The 15,430-nt window shown below is 74.7% G+C and carries 16 protein-coding genes; 9 read left to right on the forward strand and 7 right to left on the reverse strand.

What is annotated here, in order from left to right:
• Both ACI79I_RS13140 and ACI79I_RS13145 read right to left on the reverse strand, forming a co-directional pair.
• Positions 1-432 (reverse strand): DUF2795 domain-containing protein, encoded by a 432-nt coding sequence (locus ACI79I_RS13140; protein WP_456992781.1) that lies wholly within the window; start codon positions 430-432, stop codon positions 1-3.
• A gap of 25 nt (positions 433-457) precedes the next feature.
• Positions 458-667 (reverse strand): DUF2945 domain-containing protein, encoded by a 210-nt coding sequence (locus ACI79I_RS13145; RefSeq protein ID WP_456992782.1) that lies wholly within the window; start codon positions 665-667, stop codon positions 458-460.
• 278 nt (positions 668-945) lie between these two features.
• Here ACI79I_RS13145 and ACI79I_RS13150 point away from each other — a divergent pair, with 278 nt between their 5' ends.
• The 7 genes from ACI79I_RS13150 to ACI79I_RS13180 all read left to right on the forward strand — a co-directional run bounded on the left by ACI79I_RS13150 (position 946) and on the right by ACI79I_RS13180 (position 8,003).
• Complete coding sequence (locus tag ACI79I_RS13150; protein WP_456992783.1) at positions 946-1,758, forward strand: siderophore-interacting protein; 813 nt, start codon at positions 946-948, stop codon at positions 1,756-1,758.
• Positions 1,759-1,858: 100 nt separating this feature from the next.
• Positions 1,859-2,581 carry a response regulator transcription factor gene (locus ACI79I_RS13155; RefSeq protein WP_456992784.1) on the forward strand — a complete coding sequence of 241 codons (723 nt, stop codon included), beginning with the start codon at positions 1,859-1,861 and terminating at the stop codon, positions 2,579-2,581.
• The gene (locus ACI79I_RS13160; RefSeq protein ID WP_456992785.1) at positions 2,578-4,164 is read left to right on the forward strand and encodes a sensor histidine kinase; all 1,587 of its coding nucleotides are present in this window, start codon (positions 2,578-2,580) and stop codon (positions 4,162-4,164) included. Before ACI79I_RS13155 ends, ACI79I_RS13160 begins: the two co-directional genes overlap by 4 nt.
• Positions 4,165-4,194: 30 nt before the next feature.
• Positions 4,195-4,908, forward strand: a complete 714-nt coding sequence (locus ACI79I_RS13165; protein WP_456992786.1) for a PaaI family thioesterase — start codon at positions 4,195-4,197, stop codon at positions 4,906-4,908.
• Entirely contained in the window at positions 4,905-5,669 is a 765-nt protein-coding gene (locus ACI79I_RS13170; RefSeq protein WP_456992787.1) for a 3'(2'),5'-bisphosphate nucleotidase CysQ, read from the forward strand. The genes ACI79I_RS13165 and ACI79I_RS13170 overlap by 4 nt, the downstream gene beginning before the upstream one ends.
• A gap of 94 nt (positions 5,670-5,763) precedes the next feature.
• Positions 5,764-6,672, forward strand: a complete 909-nt coding sequence (gene cysD / locus ACI79I_RS13175) for a sulfate adenylyltransferase subunit CysD (protein ID WP_456992788.1) — start codon at positions 5,764-5,766, stop codon at positions 6,670-6,672.
• On the forward strand, positions 6,672-8,003 hold the full coding sequence (locus ACI79I_RS13180) for a sulfate adenylyltransferase subunit 1 (RefSeq protein WP_456992789.1): 1,332 nt from the start codon (positions 6,672-6,674) through the stop codon (positions 8,001-8,003). The genes cysD and ACI79I_RS13180 overlap by 1 nt, the downstream gene beginning before the upstream one ends.
• A 214-nt stretch (positions 8,004-8,217) precedes the next feature.
• Here the strand turns inward: ACI79I_RS13180 and ACI79I_RS13185 are convergent, their stop codons facing one another.
• The 3 genes from ACI79I_RS13185 to ACI79I_RS13195 are packed head-to-tail and all read right to left on the reverse strand — an operon-like array spanning position 8,218 to position 11,830.
• Positions 8,218-9,048, reverse strand: coding sequence for an FAD binding domain-containing protein (locus ACI79I_RS13185; RefSeq protein ID WP_456992790.1), 831 nt, complete (start codon positions 9,046-9,048; stop codon positions 8,218-8,220).
• Positions 9,045-9,548 carry a (2Fe-2S)-binding protein gene (locus tag ACI79I_RS13190; protein ID WP_456943620.1) on the reverse strand — a complete coding sequence of 168 codons (504 nt, stop codon included), beginning with the start codon at positions 9,546-9,548 and terminating at the stop codon, positions 9,045-9,047. Before ACI79I_RS13190 ends, ACI79I_RS13185 begins: the two co-directional genes overlap by 4 nt.
• Positions 9,545-11,830, reverse strand: a complete 2,286-nt coding sequence (locus tag ACI79I_RS13195) for a xanthine dehydrogenase family protein molybdopterin-binding subunit (RefSeq protein ID WP_456992791.1) — start codon at positions 11,828-11,830, stop codon at positions 9,545-9,547. The genes ACI79I_RS13190 and ACI79I_RS13195 overlap by 4 nt, the downstream gene beginning before the upstream one ends.
• A gap of 123 nt (positions 11,831-11,953) precedes the next feature.
• Here ACI79I_RS13195 and ACI79I_RS13200 point away from each other — a divergent pair, with 123 nt between their 5' ends.
• Positions 11,954-13,192 carry an MFS transporter gene (locus ACI79I_RS13200; RefSeq protein ID WP_456992792.1) on the forward strand — a complete coding sequence of 413 codons (1,239 nt, stop codon included), beginning with the start codon at positions 11,954-11,956 and terminating at the stop codon, positions 13,190-13,192.
• Between the two features lie 17 nt (positions 13,193-13,209).
• Here ACI79I_RS13200 and ACI79I_RS13205 read toward each other — a convergent pair whose 3' ends face one another.
• Both ACI79I_RS13205 and ACI79I_RS13210 read right to left on the reverse strand, forming a co-directional pair.
• Complete coding sequence (locus ACI79I_RS13205) at positions 13,210-14,592, reverse strand: cytochrome P450 (RefSeq protein WP_456992793.1); 1,383 nt, start codon at positions 14,590-14,592, stop codon at positions 13,210-13,212.
• 84 nt (positions 14,593-14,676) lie between these two features.
• The gene (locus tag ACI79I_RS13210) at positions 14,677-14,841 is read right to left on the reverse strand and encodes a hypothetical protein (RefSeq protein ID WP_456943616.1); all 165 of its coding nucleotides are present in this window, start codon (positions 14,839-14,841) and stop codon (positions 14,677-14,679) included.
• Positions 14,842-15,035: 194 nt separating this feature from the next.
• Between ACI79I_RS13210 and ACI79I_RS13215 the strand changes: the two genes are divergently transcribed.
• Positions 15,036-15,401 carry a hypothetical protein gene (locus tag ACI79I_RS13215; RefSeq protein WP_456992794.1) on the forward strand — a complete coding sequence of 122 codons (366 nt, stop codon included), beginning with the start codon at positions 15,036-15,038 and terminating at the stop codon, positions 15,399-15,401.
• Positions 15,402-15,430 lie beyond the last annotated feature (29 nt).

Below are 15,430 nucleotides of genomic sequence, written 5' to 3' on the forward strand. Positions count from 1 at the left end.
TCAGGTCTCGGTCGGGTACCCGAGGGCTCGGACGACGTCGCCGATCCGCTCGTAGGTCTCGCCGTCGGGCAGCCGCCGGAGCTCGTCGACGACGGCGTCGGGAGCCCGGTGGTCGAGGGCCGCCTCCACCAGCGCCGGGCCGTCGCTCGGGAAGTCGGCGCGGTCCAGCCACCGGGCCAGCTCGGCGCGGGCGACGACGGCGTCCTCGGTCATGCCGACCGGGACACCACCGACCAGCGTGCCCTGCGGGTCGGCGGTCAGGTCGGGGTCGCCCTCCGCGACAGGCTCGACCTCGCGCCACTCCTGGGCGCGGGTCGCGCGCTCTGCCTTGAGCATCCCCTGGGTCTCGTGCTCGAGCTCCTCGTCGAGCCGCGGGTTGTGCTTGGTGCTGCGCGCCGACACTCCGGCGAACTGGTCCCCGGTCTCACTCACGGTCGCTCTCCTCCTGGTAGTTCCGTCACTTCTCGTGCAGAGCGCCGGGCTTGTGCACCGCCGTCTTGCCGCTCTTGTCGCTCTTGACCTCGTACTGCGGCTCGTCCTTGCTGGCCTTGACCTTCCGGCCGGACGCCTCCGTCTCCTCGGTGATCGTGCGCTGGACGGTGCCCTCGGCCTGGCTGCCGTGGCTGTTCCAGGTGACGTGGTCGCCCTTGCTGAACTCGTCTGCCATCAGTCGCTCCCGGCGCTCGACGCTGTCCCCCTGCCCCTGCCCCCCCGGCACCCGGGGCACACATCACCCGTTCGGAACGCGGCATCACCCGTGCGGGCAGTAGCGGACGACGGACCATCACGTAGCGTTGTCGCCGACGGAGACGCCGGTCCATCGACCCAGCTAGGGTGGGGTGAGCCGACTACCCACGGTGACGTGGGCCCGTCCTCGATCGCCGGCCCGGTCGACCCCATTCCCCCGGGGTCGGCCGGGTCGGCCCGTTCTAGGCTGGATCTGCCATGTCCCTGAGCAACCCGGCCTCCAGCAGCCCGGCGCCGACCGCGCCCGACCCGACCCGACCGGTCGACGTCCTCACCGTCGTCTCGGTGGCCGACGTCACCCCCTCGGTGCGCCGGGTGCTGCTGTCGGGCACGCCGGCCGCCGTGACCGCCGCCGGGCCGACCATCTCGCTGCTGGTGCCCCGGGTCGGTGACCCCGCGCCGCGCTGGCCGGCCGTCGCCCGCGATGGGCGGATCGTCTGGCCCGCCGGCTCGCACGGGGTGAGCCTGCGCAGCTACACCGCCCGCCGGCAGGACCCCGACCGCGGCGAGGTGGAGATCGACTTCGTGCTGCACGGCGACGGGCCGGCGGCAGCATGGGCGGCGGCCGCCGGCCCCGGTACGACGGTCGCCGTGGCCGGCGGGGGGCCGCTGGGCGAGCGACCGGCCGGGTGGCTGCTGCTCGCCGGCGACGAGACGGCCCTGCCCGCCATCACCCGGATCCTGGCCGAGGCGCCGCCGTCCACCCGCGGGGTCGCGCTGGTGGAGGTCGCCGACGCCGCGGAGGAGCAGCCGCTGCCCGCGCCGGACGGCGTCGAGGTGCGCTGGCTGCACCGCGGCGGCACGCCGCCCGGGGAGAGCACCGTGCTCGCCGACTCCGTCGCCGCGATCGACCGGCCGGCGGGGGACGACGTCTTCGCGTGGGTGGCGGCCGAGTCCGGCGTCGTCCGCACCGTCCGGGCCGACCTGCGCGGGCGCTGGGGGCTCGGGCGGGCCCAGCACCACGCGATCGGGTACTGGCGGCGGGGACGCGCCATGTCACCCACCGGGTGACCGTCGTCCAGACTCCTCACAGGTACCGCCCAGCAGAGACCAAGCCGCCGCGCCCACCCTGGGGACCATGACGACGGTTGCACGTTCGACGGGAGGTGCTGTGACCAGCACCGGCAGGAGCTCGGCACCGGAGGCGCGCCTCCTGGTGGTGGACGACGAGCCCAACATCCGCGAGCTGCTCTCCGCCAGCCTCCGCTACGCCGGGTTCGAGGTGGCCACCGCCGCCGACGGGCAGCAGGCGCTGGCGATGGCGGCGTCCTTCCGCCCCGATCTGCTCGTGCTCGACGTCATGATGCCCGGACTGGACGGCTTCGGCGTCGTCCGCCGGTTGCGGGAGAGCGGCCGGCACACCCCCGTCCTCTTCCTCACCGCCCGCGACGCCAACGAGGACAAGGTCTCCGGGCTCACCCTGGGCGGCGATGACTACGTGACCAAGCCGTTCAGTCTCGACGAGGTCCTCGCCCGCATCCGGGCGGTGCTGCGCCGCAGCACCGGTCAGCAGCGCGCCGCGGAGGCCCCGCGGCTGTCCTTCGCCGACATCGAGCTCGACGAGGAGTCCCACGAGGTGATCAAGGCCGGCCAGGTGGTCAGCCTGTCCCCCACGGAGTTCAAGCTGCTGCGCTACCTCATGGCCAACGCCGGGCGGGTGCTGTCGAAGGCCCAGATCCTGGACCACGTCTGGAACTACGACTTCAACGGCGAGGCCAACGTGGTGGAGTCCTACATCTCCTACCTGCGGCGCAAGGTCGACACGACCGAGCCGCGGCTGCTGCACACCATCCGGGGCGTGGGCTACACGCTGCGGCTCCCCCGCGGTTCGTGAGCGGGCCGCACCTCGGCAGCGACCCGGCACCGCCCCGCGCGCGGGGTGGCCCCCGCATCCCGCTGCGGATCACCCTCGTGGCCCTCCTCGTCGCACTGGTCGCGGTGGCCCTGGCGGCCACCGGGCTGGCCGCGACGTCGCTGCTGCGCGGCTACCTCACCGGGCAGCAGGACGACCAGTTGCGCCTGAGCGCCGAGAACGTCGCCCGGAACCCGTGGCGGGTGCTCGGCCAGTGCAGCGAGGGGGGTCCGGGGTACCCCTCTCCCGACTACCTGGGCTGCCTGCCCCCGGGGGAGGACGACCTCGTCCTCGTGCTCGGCCCGGTCAACGACCCGGGGAGGTCGCCCGACCTCGACGTCCTCGCCGAGCGCGTCGACGACGACGGGCCTCCCGGGCGGGACCGGATCTTCACCGTGCCCGCCGAGGACGACCACACCTCCTGGCGGATCGCCGCCGTCGACCTGCCCCAGGGCTGGACCGCGCTGGTCGGCACCGACCTCGCCGGTGACGAGCGCGTGCTCGGCCGGCTGGTCCGCATCCAGGTCGTGGTCGGGCTCATCGTCCTGTTCCTGCTCGGCACGGCCGGCTACGTGCTGGTCCGCAACAGCCTGCGTCCGCTCACCGAGGTGGAGCGCACTGCGCGGGCCATCGCCGCCGGCGACCTGTCGCAGCGGGTCCCCGAGGGCGACGAGCGGACCGAGGTCGGCCGGCTGACCACCGCGCTCAACGGCATGCTCAGCCGGATCGAGCGGGCCTTCCGCGCCCAGCAGGCCTCCGAGGAGCAGGCTCGGGCATCGGAGCACCGGATGCGCCGCTTCGTCGCGGACGCCAGCCACGAGCTGCGCACCCCGCTGACCTCCATCCGCGGGTTCGCCGAGCTGTACCGGCAGGGAGCGGTCGGCACGCCCGAGGAGACCGCGCGGCTGATGCAGCGGATCGAGTCCGAGGGCGCCCGGATGGGCGTCCTGGTCGAGGACCTGCTGCAGCTGGCCCGGCTCGACCAGCAGCGTCCCCTGTCGATCGCCCCGGTCGACCTCGCCGAGGTGGCCGGGGACGCGGTGCACGACGCCCGCGCCGTCCAGCCCGAGCGGCCGATCACCCTGGACCTGGACAGCGGGCTCAGCGAGCTGCCAGTCGTGCTCGGCGACGAGGCGCGGCTGCGCCAGGTGGTCGGGAACCTGGTCACCAACGCCCTGGTGCACACCCCGCCGACCGCGCCGGTCACCGTCAGCATCTCCGACGAGCCCGCGACCACCGCGGACGGCGAGGACGGCGGCGTCGTCGTCCTCCGGGTGGCCGACGGGGGTCCGGGCATGGCCCCCGAGGACGCCGCGCGGGTGTTCGAGCGCTTCTACCGCGCCGACCCCGCCCGGGCCCGGACCGCGGGGGGCACCGGCCTCGGGCTGGCGATCGTCTCCGCGCTCGTGGCCGCCCACGGCGGGACCGTCCACCTGGACACGGCTCCCGGGCGCGGCGCGGCCTTCACGGTGCGGCTGCCGCGCTCGGGGCCCGGCGGCCCGGGGACCGGGCCGATCGAGGACGGCGCCGCGGGACCGCTGCCCCGCGGCGGGGCCGGGGCCTGAGCGGCCGCACCGGCTCGTTACCGTCCGCCCGTGGACTCCGATGCGGGCGGCCCGCCCTACGACGCCGACCTGATGGCCGCGGTGACCGAGCTCGGCACCGCGCTGCGCGAGCTGGTGGACGCCTCGGTGCGCACCACGGTGCCCGCGGCCGAGCTGCTGGCCGCGGCCGACGAGGCCCGGGCCACCGCCGCCCGGCTGGCAGCCGCGCAGCGCCCGCCGACGCAGCTGCCGGCGCTCGACGACCCGCTGGTCTTCCGGCGGGTCTACAACCCGGTCAGCGGCGTGGGCAGCGCGGTGGCGCCGCCGCTGACCATCCGCCGCACCGACGACGGCGTCGTCGCCGAGGCGACGCTGGGCATGGCCTACGAGGGGCCGCCCGGCTACGTGCACGGCGGGATGAGCAGCATGCTCATGGACCAGTTGCTCGGCTCCGCGGCCATCGCGGCGGGCCTGTGGGGCATGACCGTGCGGCTGGAGATCGACTACCGGCGGCCGGTGCCGCTGTCGACTCCCCTGGTGCTGCGCGCCCGGGTCGTCGAGGCGGCCGGCCGCAAGTGCGTCGTGACCGGCACCATCGCGACGGCCCAGGCACCCGACCGGGTGCTCGTCGAGGCCTCCGGGGTCTTCGTCATGCCCCGCGAGGAGCTGCACGCGGACTACTTCGGCGCCATCACCGATGCCTCCGGCCGGCACGCCCCGCCGGGGCGGCCCACGGACGCCACCGCCCTGGCGGACCGGTCGTGAGCGACGTCGAGGTGGCGGCCGCGGCCGCCCGCGCCGCGGCCGAGGTCCTGGTGCAGCTGCGCGCGGAGGGGCGGCTGTCGGGCCGCGAGCTCGGCGACGCGGGGGACGCCGCGGCCCAGACCGCGATCACCGGGCTGCTCGGCGCCCGCCGTCCCGACGACGTCGTCTTCAGCGAGGAGGCCGTCGACGACCCGCGGCGGCTGTCGGCCGACCGGGTGTGGATCGTCGACCCGCTCGACGGGACCCGGGAGTACGGCGAGGGCCGGCCGGACTGGGCGGTGCACGTCGCCCTGTGGGCCGACGGGGAGCGCGGGGCGGGCGGGGACCTGGTGGCAGCCGCCGTGGCCCTGCCCGGGTTGGGCGAGGTCCTGGTCACCGACCCGGCACCCCGGGTCCCGCGCGGCTCGGGCGGGCGGCCCCGCATCGCGGTGAGCCGCACGCGGCCGCCCCGGGAGGCCGACGTCGCCGCGGCCGCCCTCGGCGCCGAGGTCGTGCCGATGGGCTCGGCCGGGTACAAGGTGACCGCGGTCGTCCGGGGCGAGGTGGACGCCTACGTGCACGCCGGGGGGATGTACCAGTGGGACTCGGCCGCGCCGGTCGCCGTCGCCCACGCCGCGGGGCTGACCGCCGTCCGGCTGGACGGCTCGCCGCTGCGCTACAACGAGCCCGACCCGTACCTCCCCGACCTGCTGGTGTGCCGCCCGGAGCTCGCCGACCGGCTCCTGGCGGCGGTGCGAGCGGGGTCACAGCCGCCGCGGTGAGCCCATGACGGACACTGGAGGCGGGAATCTCCCCCGGACCGGTGCAGTTGGTGCTGGTTCGAGCCCTGCCCCCGATCCATCGGAGCACCGACGCGTGACCACTCCCGACTACCGGCTCTCCCAGCTGGAGACGCTGGAGGCCGAGTCCATCCACGTGATCCGTGAGGTGGCCGCCGAGCTCGAGCGGCCGGTGCTGCTGTTCTCCGGCGGCAAGGACTCGATCGTGATGCTGGAGCTGGCGCGCAAGGCGTTCGCGCCGGCCCGCATCCCGTTCCCGGTGATGCACGTCGACACCGGCCTGAACTTCCCCGACGTCCTGGAGTTCCGCGACAAGCGGGTCGCCGAGCTCGGCGTCTCGCTGATCGTCGCCTCGGTGCCCGACGCCATGGCCAAGGGCCTGGTCAAGGAGGAGCCCAACGGCTCCCGCAACCGCATCCAGACGCCCGTGCTGCTCGACGCGGTCGAGGAGCACGGCTTCACCGCGCTGTTCGGGGGCGCCCGCCGCGACGAGGACAAGGCGCGGGCCAAGGAGCGGGTCTTCTCCTTCCGCGACGAGTTCGGCCAGTGGGACCCGAAGAACCAGCGCCCCGAGCTGTGGGACCTCTACAACGGCCGGATCCACCTCGGTGAGTCCATCCGGGTGTTCCCGCTGTCGAACTGGACCGAGCTGGACATCTGGCAGTACATCGCCCGCGAGCAGGTCGCCATCCCGCCGCTCTACCTCGCCCAGGAGCGGGAGGTCGTGGAGCGGCAGGGGATGCTCTACGCGGTCAACGAGTTCATCCGCCCCAGGGACGGCGAGCAGCCGTTCCAGGCGATGGTCCGCTACCGCACCGTCGGCGACGCCAACCTGACCGCCGCCGTGCGGTCGGAGGCGACGACGGTCGAGGAGGTCATCGCCGAGATCGCGGTGACCCGGATGACCGAGCGGGGCGCGACCCGCGGTGACGACAAGGTCAGCGACGCCGCCATGGAGGACCGGAAGAAGGAGGGCTACTTCTGATGGCTCCCGTCGAAGAGGCGACCACCGACCAGCCCGTCGACGTGCACTCGGCCGTCGCCGAGCACGCCGTCGAGCTGGCGACGGCGCGCAAGGACATCCTGCGCATCGCCACCGCCGGCTCGGTGGACGACGGCAAGAGCACGCTGATCGGCCGACTGCTGTTCGACAGCAAGGCGATCTTCGAGGACCAGTACGAGGCCGTCGCCCGCGCCAGCAAGGGTGACTACGTCGACCTCGCGCTGCTCACCGACGGCCTGCGGGCCGAACGCGAGCAGGGCATCACCATCGACGTCGCGTACCGCTACTTCGCCACCCCCCGGCGGACGTTCATCCTCGCCGACACCCCCGGTCACGTGCAGTACACCCGGAACATGGTCACCGGCGCCTCGACCGCGGACCTCGCGATCGTGCTGGTCGACGCGCGCAAGGGGATGGTCGAGCAGAGCCGCCGGCACGCGTTCCTCGCCTCGCTGCTGCGGGTGCCGCACCTGGTGGTCGCGGTCAACAAGATGGACCTCGTCGACTGGTCCGAGGACGCCTACGAGTCGATCCGCGACGAGTTCAGCGCCTTCGCCGCGAAGCTCGCCGTCCCGGACCTCACGGTCATCCCGATCTCCGCGCTGCACGGCGACAACGTGGTGAAGCACTCCCCCAACACCCCGTGGTACGAGGGGCCGACGCTGATCCACCACCTGGAGCACGTGCACGTCGCCAGCGACCGCAACCTCACCGACGCACGGTTCCCGGTCCAGTACGTCATCCGGCCGCAGTCTGACGCCCACCACGACTACCGGGGCTACGCCGGCACGGTCGCCAGCGGCGTGCTGCGCCCCGGCGACGAGGTCCAGGTGCTGCCCAGCGGCCTGACCACGACGATCGCCGGAATCGACGGCCCCCGCGGGCCGGTCGAGGAGGCCTTCCCCCCGATGTCGGTCACCGTCCGGCTGACCGACGACCTCGACGTCTCCCGCGGCGACCTCATCTGCCGCACGGAGAACTCCCCGACCGCCACCCAGGACCTCGACGCCCTGGTCTGCTGGATGGCCGACGAGCCGCTGCGCCCCCGGCAGCGCATCGCGGTCAAGCACACGACGCGCACGGTGCGCGCGGTGGTGAAGGACCTCGCCTACCGGCTGGACGTCAACACGCTGCACCGCCAGACCGACGCGACCGAGCTGGGCCTCAACGACATCGGCCGGGTCCGGCTGCGGACGACCCAGCCGCTGTTCGTCGACGACTACACCCGCAACCGGGTGACCGGCCGGTTCATCCTGGTCGACGAGGCCACGAACGCCACCGTCGGCGCGGGGATGCTCACCCCCGCCGGCTGACGCATGCCCTGCGGGGCTCGGCACCGCACGACGCACCGAGGCCCGGCCCCCCTCGAGGGGCCGGGCCTCGGCACGCAGTGCGCGTGGTGATCGCGGATCGCGGGTCCTGCAGGACCGGTGGAGCGGGAGCAACACCCGCAGAGCCGCTCGTCCCCGGACACGACGCACCCCCGGGAGCCCACAGGCTCCCGGGGGCGTCGTCGTGCGGTCGTGCTCAGGCGGCGGCTGCGGGTGCCCCGGCCGCCTTCTCCAGCGCCCGGCGGGTGAGCACCCGGGCCAGGTGCCGGCGGTACTCCTGGTCGGCGTGCATGTCGGTGCCCGGCGAGGTGCCCTCGTCGGCGAGCGCCGCGGCCTCCTCGATCGAGGCGCCGCGCGCCAGGGCCTCCTCCGTCGCGGAGGCCCGGACCACCGTCCCGGCCATGTTGGCCAGCGCCACCCGGCCGTCGACCGCGGCGGCGGCGACGATCGGCCAGTCGTTGGCCCGGCGGGTGAACTTCTCGTACGCCCAGCCGGCCGACCCGGTGCGCGGCACGCGGATCTCGACGATCAGCTCGTCCTCCTCGAGCGCCGTCTCGAAGAAGCCCCGCCAGAACTCGGTCAGCGGGATGCTCCGGCGTCCGTTCGGGCCCTGCACGACCGCCGTGCCACCCAGCGCGAGCAGCGCCGTGGGCAGGTCGGACGCCGGGTCGCTGTGCGCGACCGTGCCGCCGATCGTGCCGCGGTGGCGCACCTGCGGGTCACCGACCTGGCTGGCCACGTAGGGCAGGATCGGCACCTCGGCCCGGGCGACCTGGTCCTTCTCCAGCTCGTGGTGCCGGGTGCCCGCGCCGATGGCCACCTCGTCGCCCTCGACCCGCACGTAGGACATCCCCGGGATCCGGCTGATGTCGATGACGACCGCGGGCATGGCCAGCCGGAGCTTCATGATCGGCAGCAGCGAGTGCCCACCGGCCATGACCTTGGCGTCGTCCCCGTGCTCGACGAGCGCCGCGATCGCCTCCTCGACCGACGTCGCCCGCACGTACTCGAAGGGTCCAGGGATCATCGGGCGACCTCCTGCGACTGCGGCACCTGGCCGGCGGCGGGGCCGGCCTTCGCCGCGGCCTGCACCGCCCGGACGATGTTGTGATAGCCGGTGCAGCGGCAGAGGTTGCCCTCCAGCCCCTCCCGGACCTCCCGGTCGCTGGGGTCGGGGTTGTCGGCCAGGACGCCGATCGCCGCCATCACCATGCCCGGGGTGCAGAACCCGCACTGCAGCCCGTGCTCCTCGCGGAACGCCTTCTGCATCGGGTGCAGCTCGCCGTCCGGCCCGGCCAGGCCCTCCAGCGTGGTGACCTGCGCGCCGTCGGTCTGGGCCGCCAGCACGGTGCACGACTTCACCGAGAGGCCGTCCACGATGACGGTGCACGCGCCGCACGAGGTGGTGTCGCAGCCGATGTTGGTCGCCTTCAGTCCGCAGACCTCGCGCAGGTAGTGCGCCAGCAGCAGGCGGGGCTCCACCTCGTCGGTGCGCTGCTGACCGTTGACGGTCATCGAGACCTTCATGCGTTGCTGCCTCCCTGCTGGGCCTTCTGGATGGCCCGCCACACCTTCATCGGCGTGGTGGGCATGTCGATGTGCCGGACGCCGAGGTGCGCGACGGCGTCGATGACGGCGTTGTGGACGGCGGGCGTGGAACCGATCGTCCCGGCCTCGCCGATGCCCTTGGCGCCCAGCGGGTTGATGGGCGTGGGCGTGGCCATGTCGACCAGCTCGAAGCTGGGCAGCTCCGTCGCCGAGACGAACGGGTAGTCGGCCAGCGTGGCGGTCTGCGGGTTGCCGTCGGCGTCGTAGAGGACCTCCTCCAGGAGCGCCTGTGCCACCCCCTGCGCGAAGCCGCCGTGCCGCTGTCCCTCGGCCAGCAGCGGGTTGACGATGATGCCGGCGTCGTCGACGGCCACCAGCCGCTGGAGCTCGGCCTTGCCCGACTCGGTGTCGACCTCGACGACGGCGACGTGCGCGCCGAACGGGAAGGTCGGCGCCGCCGCCTCGAACCGGGTCTGCACGACCAGCGGCTCGCTCTCGGCGAGCTGGGCGAAGGTGACACCCGCACCCGGGGTGCCGCGCACGGCCAGGCCGGCCGACGACAGGTCCACCTCGAGGTCGGCCGGGTCGGCCTCGAGCTGCTCGGCGGCCCGCTGCTTGGCCAGCTCGACGAGCTCGGCGGCCGCCTGGTGCACCGCCGCACCGCCCTGCTGGAGGCTGCGCGAGCCCATCGTGCCGCCGCCGCGCGGGATCCGGTCGGTGTCGCCGTGCAGGACGGTGATCTTCTCGACCGGGATGCCCAGCTGGTCGCTGGCGAGCATCGCCCAGGCCGTGGCGTGGCCCTGGCCGTGCGGCGAGGTGCCGGTCAGCACGGTCGCCGTCCCGTCCGGGTGCACCTCGAGCTCGGCGGACTCCGCAGAGCCCAGCCCGGTGTCGGCGCCGGTGATCTCGACGTAGGTCGACAACCCGATGCCCAGCTGCCGGACGTCACCGCGCTCACGGCGGCGGGCCTGCTCGGCACGCAGCTCCTCGTAGCCCGCGGCCTCCAGCGCCTTCTCCAGCGCCGCGACGTACTCGCCGGAGTCGTAGGTCGCCCCGGACGGGGTGGTGTGCGGCTCGGAGAACGACGGGACGAGGTTCTTCCGGCGCACCTCGGCCGGGTCCATCCCGATCTCGGCGGCGAACATGTCGACGGCCCGCTCGACGGCGGCGGTGGCCTCGGGCCGCCCGGCCCCGCGGTAGGCGCCGATGGAGGTGGCGTTGTTGACCAGCGCCCGCGCCGAGGCGTGCACCTTGGGGAACGCGTAGGTGGCCGCCGCCATGAGCATGGTCAGGGTCGGCAGGATGATCCCGACCCGGGGGTAGGCGCCCGCCTCCTGGTCGACGTGGATCGCGTAGGCCTCGATGGTGCCGTCGCGGCGCCCGCCGATGGTGACCTGCTGGTCCTGCCCCCGGCCGTGCAGCATGCCGAGCAGGTTCTCCGAGCGGTTCTCCGTCCAGCGGACCGGGCGGCCGGCCCGCTGCGCCAGCCAGGCCACGAAGGCGTACTCCGGGTCGGCGCCGATCTTCGCGCCGAAGCCGCCGCCGACGTCCGGGGTGACCAGGTGCACCCGCGCCGGGTCCAGGCCCAGCCAGCCGGCGATCTCGCCCTTGGCCTGCTGAGCACCCTGGTTGGTGCACCAGATCGTCACCCGGCCGTCCTCACCCCAGGCCGCGGCGGCGGCGCGGGTCTCCAGCGGCACGGGCGCCACCCGCTGGTTCTTGAAGGCCTGCGTGACGACGACCTCGCAGCCGGAGAAGAAGTCCGCCGGCGGCGGGCCACCGAACTCGGCCGCGACGTTCGTCCCGGCCTCCTCGAACAGCAGCACCTCGTCCTTGGCCGCGTCGGCGGTGGTGACCACGGCGGGCAGCGGGTCGATGTCGACGCTGACCAGCTCCGCGGCGTCCTCGCCCTGGTAGCGGTCCTCGGTGAGGACGACGGCGACGATGTCGCCGACGAACCGGACCTTGTCGGTCGCCAGCCACGGCCGCTGCATCGCCGGCGGGACCATCGGCAGGCCGGCCGGGAGCGGCGCGAGGTCCGCGCAGTCCTCGGCGGTGTAGACGGCGGCGACCCCGGGTGCCTCGCGGGCGGCGGAGGCGTCGACGGACAGGATCCGCCCGTGCGCGACCTGGGATCGGACGAAGGTGGCGTGCAGCGCACCGGTGAGCCGGTCGTCGACCAGGTCGTCGGTGTAGGTCGCACCACGCGTGAGGAACAGCGGGTCCTCCGTGCGGACCACGCGGGTACCGAGGATGCTCATGCGCTCACTTTCCGTCGGGCGAGAGACCGCGGTCACTATCTCCGCCCGGAGGCCGTCCCGCCAACCCCCTCCCGCCCTGCGGAATCACCGGTGGCGGGTCCGTGGGTCACCCTCCGGTGTGGTGTGCTGACCAGGATGGACGCCGGGGGGAGGACGCGCTCCCGCGGAGCCGCGCTGCTGTTCGTGGCCGCCGTCGTGGCGGTCGCGCTCAACCAGCGCCCCGCCGTCGTCTCCGTGGCGCCGGTCCTCGGTGACCTCCGGGCGGACACCGGTCTGTCCTCGGCGCTGGCCGGGTTGCTGACCACCCTGCCCGTGCTCTGCTTCGGCGCGTTCGCGCCCGTCGCACCCCGTCTCGCGCGGCGGGTCGGGCTGGAGCTCGCGGTGGCGGCGTCCCTGGTGCTGCTCGCCGCCGGCATCGCGCTGCGGCTGCTGTCCCCGGTGGCCCTGCTCTACGCCGGGAGCCTGCTCGCCGGTGCGGCGATCGCGCTGGCCAACGTGCTCATGCCCGCCTACGTGAAGCGCGAGGCGGCCCGTCCCGGCCTGGTCATGGGCCTGTACTCGGCGTCCCTGAACCTGGGGGCGGCCGTCGGCGCGGCCGCCACCGTGCCGCTGGCGGCTGCGTTCGGGTGGGACTGGCGGACCGCGCTGGCCGCGTGGCTGCTCCTGGCGCTGGCGGCGCTGGTCCTGTGGCTGCCGGCCGCCGGGACCGGCCGGCAGCACCGCGCGACCCGGGGCGAGGTGTCCGGTGGCGGGTCCTGGGTGCTGCTCCGCCAGTCGCTGGCCCGCCGCGTGACCGTCTACCTGGGCCTGCAGAGCGTGCAGTTCTACTCGGTGGCCGCCTGGCTGCCGACCCTGCTGGCCGACGCCGGCGTGCCGGTGTCCCGGGGCGGCCTCCTCCTGGGGACGTGCAACCTGGTGGGCGCGGCCGGGGCGCTGCTCGCCCCGGCCCAGGCCGGGCGGATGCGCACCCAGCGCCCGCTGGTCCTGGCCGTCGTCGTCGCCTACCTGGTGGGGGTGGGCGGCCTGCTGGTCGCACCGGGGACCGGCACGCTCGTGTGGGTCTGCGCCTTCGGGCTGGCCCAGGGCAGCGGCTTCGCGCTCGCCCTGACCCTCATCGTGCTGCGCAGCCCCACGCCGCTGACCGCCGCGCGGCTGGGCGGGGTCGCCCAGTGCCTGGGGTACCTGATGGCTGCGGCCGGCCCGCTGGTGCTGGGCTGGCTGCACGACCGCACCGGCGGCTGGGCCTGGCCCATGGCGCTGCTGCTGGTCCTGCTCCTGCCGATGACCTGGGCCGGGTGGGGCGCGGCGCGCGACGCCGTCCTGCGGGTCGAGGAACGGCCGCGCGAGCCCAGCCCCGCCTGAGGTCGGCCCCGCCCGGGTCAGCGCAGCGTCACCGGCAGGTGCTCGAAGCCGCGCAGCGTCTGCAGGTCCCGCCGGACCGGCCGGCCGGACACCCGCAGGCCGGGGAAGCGCTCGAACAGCGCGCGCAGCGCCACGACCGCCTCCATCCGGGCCAGGCCCGCCCCGAGGCAGTAGTGGATGCCGGCGGAGAAGGCCAGGTGGTCGCGGGCGTTGCGGCGGCCGACGTCGAAGCGGGCGGGCTCGGGGAAGACGGCGGGGTCGCGGTTGGCCGCGCCGAGCAGCAGTGTCACCCGGGAGCCGGCGGGCAGCGGGACGCCGGCCAGCACCGCGTCGGACCGGACCGACCGGCCGGTGATCTGCACCGGGCTGTCGTGGCGGAGGACCTCCTCGACGGCGCCGGGCCAGCCCGACGGGTCGGCCAGCAGCGCGGCCCGCTGGTCGGGGTGGGCGTCGAGCAGCACCACCGCGTTGCCGAGCAGGTTCACCGTCGTCTCGAAGCCGGCGCCGAGCAGCAGCATCACGGTGGCGTGCAGCTCCCGGTCGGAGAGCCGCTCCTCCTCGGGGGCGGTGACCAGCCGGCTGACCAGGTCCTCCCCGGGGTCGCGCCGCAGGTGGGCGAAGTGCTCACCGAGGAAGGCGTGCAGCGCCCGCATCGCACGGTCGGCCGCCACGAACCGGCGCAGCGGCAGCCCCGGGTCGAGGGTCGCGGCCGCGGCGGCCCCCCAGTGCAGGAACTCCTCCTGGCGGTCGGCGGGCACGCCCAGCAGGTCGGCGATGACCAGGACCGGCAGCGGCGCGGCGTACGCGGCGACGAGGTCCACCGTCCCGTCGCGGGCGGGCTCCACGGCGTCGAGGAGCGCCTCGGCGGTCCGCTGCACCATCGGCTCGGCCGCCGCGGTCGCCCGCGGGGTGAAGGCGCGGCTGACCAGCCGCCGGTACCGGGTGTGGTCGGGCGGGTCCGTGACCAGCATGGAGGGTGGCTCGGCGACGCCGGTGGCGGTCGGGTCGTCCCCGAACCGCAGCGCCCACCGCAGCGCCCGGGGTGCTCCGGACCAGTCGAAGCCGACGCCGAAGCGGTCGGACCGCAGGACCTCCGAGGCCACGGCGTGCGAGGTGGTGACCGGGCCGAGGGCGCTGGTCACGAGCGGCCCGCGGGCCCTGAGCTGCTCATAGAGGTCGTGGGGCTCGGCGCGCAGGGCGGGGTCGCGGAGCAGGCGGCCGACGAGGTCACCGCGGCGTGCGGCGCGGGACAGGTAGGCCCCGGGCAGCCCGTGCCGAACTCCCCAGCGGGCCGCCGTCCGGGCGGGTCCCAGGGCGGCGGGACGGCGACGCACCACCGTCGTCCCGGGTGCGGGGGCCTCGCCCACCGCGGTCGGCACCGGTGCCGGTCTCGTGTCCACGCGCGCCCTCCCGGAGTCCTGCGCAGTCTGGCAGGACGGCGCCCGTCCGGATCGGTCCACGACCGGCCGGACGGGCACCGCGGGTCAGCTGTTGGGGTCCGGGGCCGCGCTCGGGTCGCCGTCCCAGTCCTTGCCCGCCACGTCCGCGTGCTCGGACGCGCTGTCGGTCTGCTCGGCGACGGTGCGGACCATCTCCTCGTCGGAGAGCCCCTCGCCCGCGCTCTCGGTGTGGCCGGTCGGCTCGCTCATGCCCACTCCCCTTCGCTGGTTCGGTCCCTCCGCCGTCCCCGGCAGCCGCTGGCGGCAAACCACCGCTGCCGGGCGCACCCGTACGACAACAGCAGTTGCGCGTCAGAGGCGTTGCACGCAACTGCCGTGAGGTCCGGTAGCGTGCCATGCAGTTGCACGCATCTGAACCGGCGGGGATCCGGGAAGGAGCCGTCGTGGAGACGGAGCAGAACGGCGCGCGACCGCGGGACACCGCGATCGAGGCGCTCAGCACCCTGGTGACCGCCCTCGACAGCTGCATCGACGAGCTGCGCTGCGCCCGGGACCGGGCCGAGCAACTCCTCGCCGAGCGACGCGACGGACGGCGCTGGCTGGACATCGTCACCGAGGAGCGGCGCCCGCTGGTCGTCGAGCAGATCAGCTCGGTGATGTCGGTGCTGGCCACCGTGGGCGGGACGTGGCGGCGCGAGCAGGCGCACGCCCTGCAGTCCGAGCAGGTCAGCATCAACCGGATCGCCACGCTGTTCGGCGTGACACGGCAGCGCATCTCCGCCCTGCTGCGCGACCGCGTCGCCAGCTGAGGGAGGACGGGGTCCTCCCCGGGGTCCTC

The organism is Geodermatophilus sp. SYSU D01105, from assembly GCF_054050095.1.